1 protein-coding gene is annotated in these 1,733 nt (G+C 48.9%); it reads right to left on the bottom strand.

The genetic code is table 11. The features are described 5' to 3' along the window. The coding region (locus tag J07HQW2_RS12425; RefSeq protein WP_021055888.1) for a hypothetical protein at positions 1-1,733 on the bottom strand (1,733 nt) is incomplete at both ends.

Genomic DNA, 1,733 nt, shown 5'->3' on the forward strand with positions numbered 1-1,733 from the left:
ATCTCTGGATCTGTCACAAGCAACTCACGCATAATAACCGGGTCATCACTCGCTGTATCAAGATCAGTCTCGCTCCGAAGGATTGCTCGTAACTGTGTGCCGGTTGACCCCCTATCTGCGGCTGCATCTAAATGTTGTGTAAGCTTATCAAGTGGTGCTGATGACTGTGTGGTAATTCGGTCTTCATTGAGTGTGCCATCACCAACTTGTCCATCTCGACCCGCTGAGAGAGCATAAATTGTGACGATTCCACTCGCAAAGTTATTAATCGGCATGTCCACGTCTGAGAAATTTGGCCCCTTGACTCGTGTTGTCTCAATTGCCCCCCGACCTCCAATCGCGACAATCAATGCAACTTCTTGCCCCTCCGCCGTCCCATCAAGAGTCACAGCCGATTCTGTTGTTGCAATTGTCCCGTCAAGACCAGGACGGTCAAGTGTAATAGCAGTGTCTTCAACAACAAGCATCTGAGTTGATACATTTCCTGACAACATTGCTGGTTTTGAGACAATCGTTGGGACATCTCCACTACGGTCAGAGAGTAAGGATGCCTTTGATCGAATGACCACCTGATACGTCCCTGGAAGCGAAACAACCTCATTTCCGGGTCCATCGCCTCGTGATAACGTCACCTCATGTGAGAATGACTCCCCAGAGACACTTGTTCCTGTTATTTCTCCGTTTGATTGATCATCAAGATCAATCTGCTCAAATCCCGCATCCGTTTCAACATACATTACCACTGCATCAACACCCGTAGTAATATCTCCGGTAATGGTCGTTTCGGACTGCGATGTATATCTGTCTGGAGCTGTCAGTGTAGTTGCTGCATCAACAACAGAGATATCAACAGTATCAATTGACCGACTCGCCGGGTCATCATTATCCAATAACTCAATAGTCGTTTCATCGGCTAACAATCCTGTTCGTAATTGCGTCTCCCCGATTCCATCATCGGAGTCAATCTCAAGTTGGGCAAACACTGCGACTGGGTCAGCATTCTTAGCAACTGTCCCTGTTATTTGCTCACCTGATTGCGTAATCACACCAGTTGTTTGTGTTGTCCCGACATTTCGAAATACCTGATCATACTCAGTCGCGTCCATCGTTGACCGGAGGTCACTCACAGGTACGATCACCGCACGTGTAGCGCCATATGCACTATTCGTCACTGACAATCCCAGTGTCTGTCCCCGGGCTGGTCTTGCGGTGTCCGCCTGCAACGATGCGGATGCATAGCTCGCACTCACACTTGTGCTTGCAGTGGATTCCTGATCTGTAAAATCATCAGAACCGCTGACTGAGATCGAGAGCGAGTCCGTTTCGGTTTTACGTAAATCCAACTCCCATGATACTTTTCCATTGCTCGTTACCTCGGTGTTCCCGCCCGACCCAACAATCAGTGCAGTTTCGTCATACGTTGTTTGTGTCGGTCCACTGGTGACCGACCCATCGATGCGGTATGTTGCATCAGACTGTCCAACCTGAATCGTGTATGTGATGGTAATTGTCTCTCCCGGAGTGGCTTCAAGAAGTGTCACTGCAAGCCCTCCACTCGTTGCTTCTTTGATAACTGTGGAGAATGACCCAGCAGACGATGTGACACTCTCAATCTCGACATTCGCGTCTGCACCCGTGATTGCCGGAGAAAATTCCTCTTCAAATGAAATTCTACCGTTATTACTGACAACTCCCGTCAGCGTCACCTCAACACTCCCTCCTGTGTCGACCTG

This window comes from Haloquadratum walsbyi J07HQW2 (assembly GCF_000415985.1).
GTDB lineage: Archaea > Halobacteriota > Halobacteria > Halobacteriales > Haloferacaceae > Haloquadratum > Haloquadratum walsbyi_B.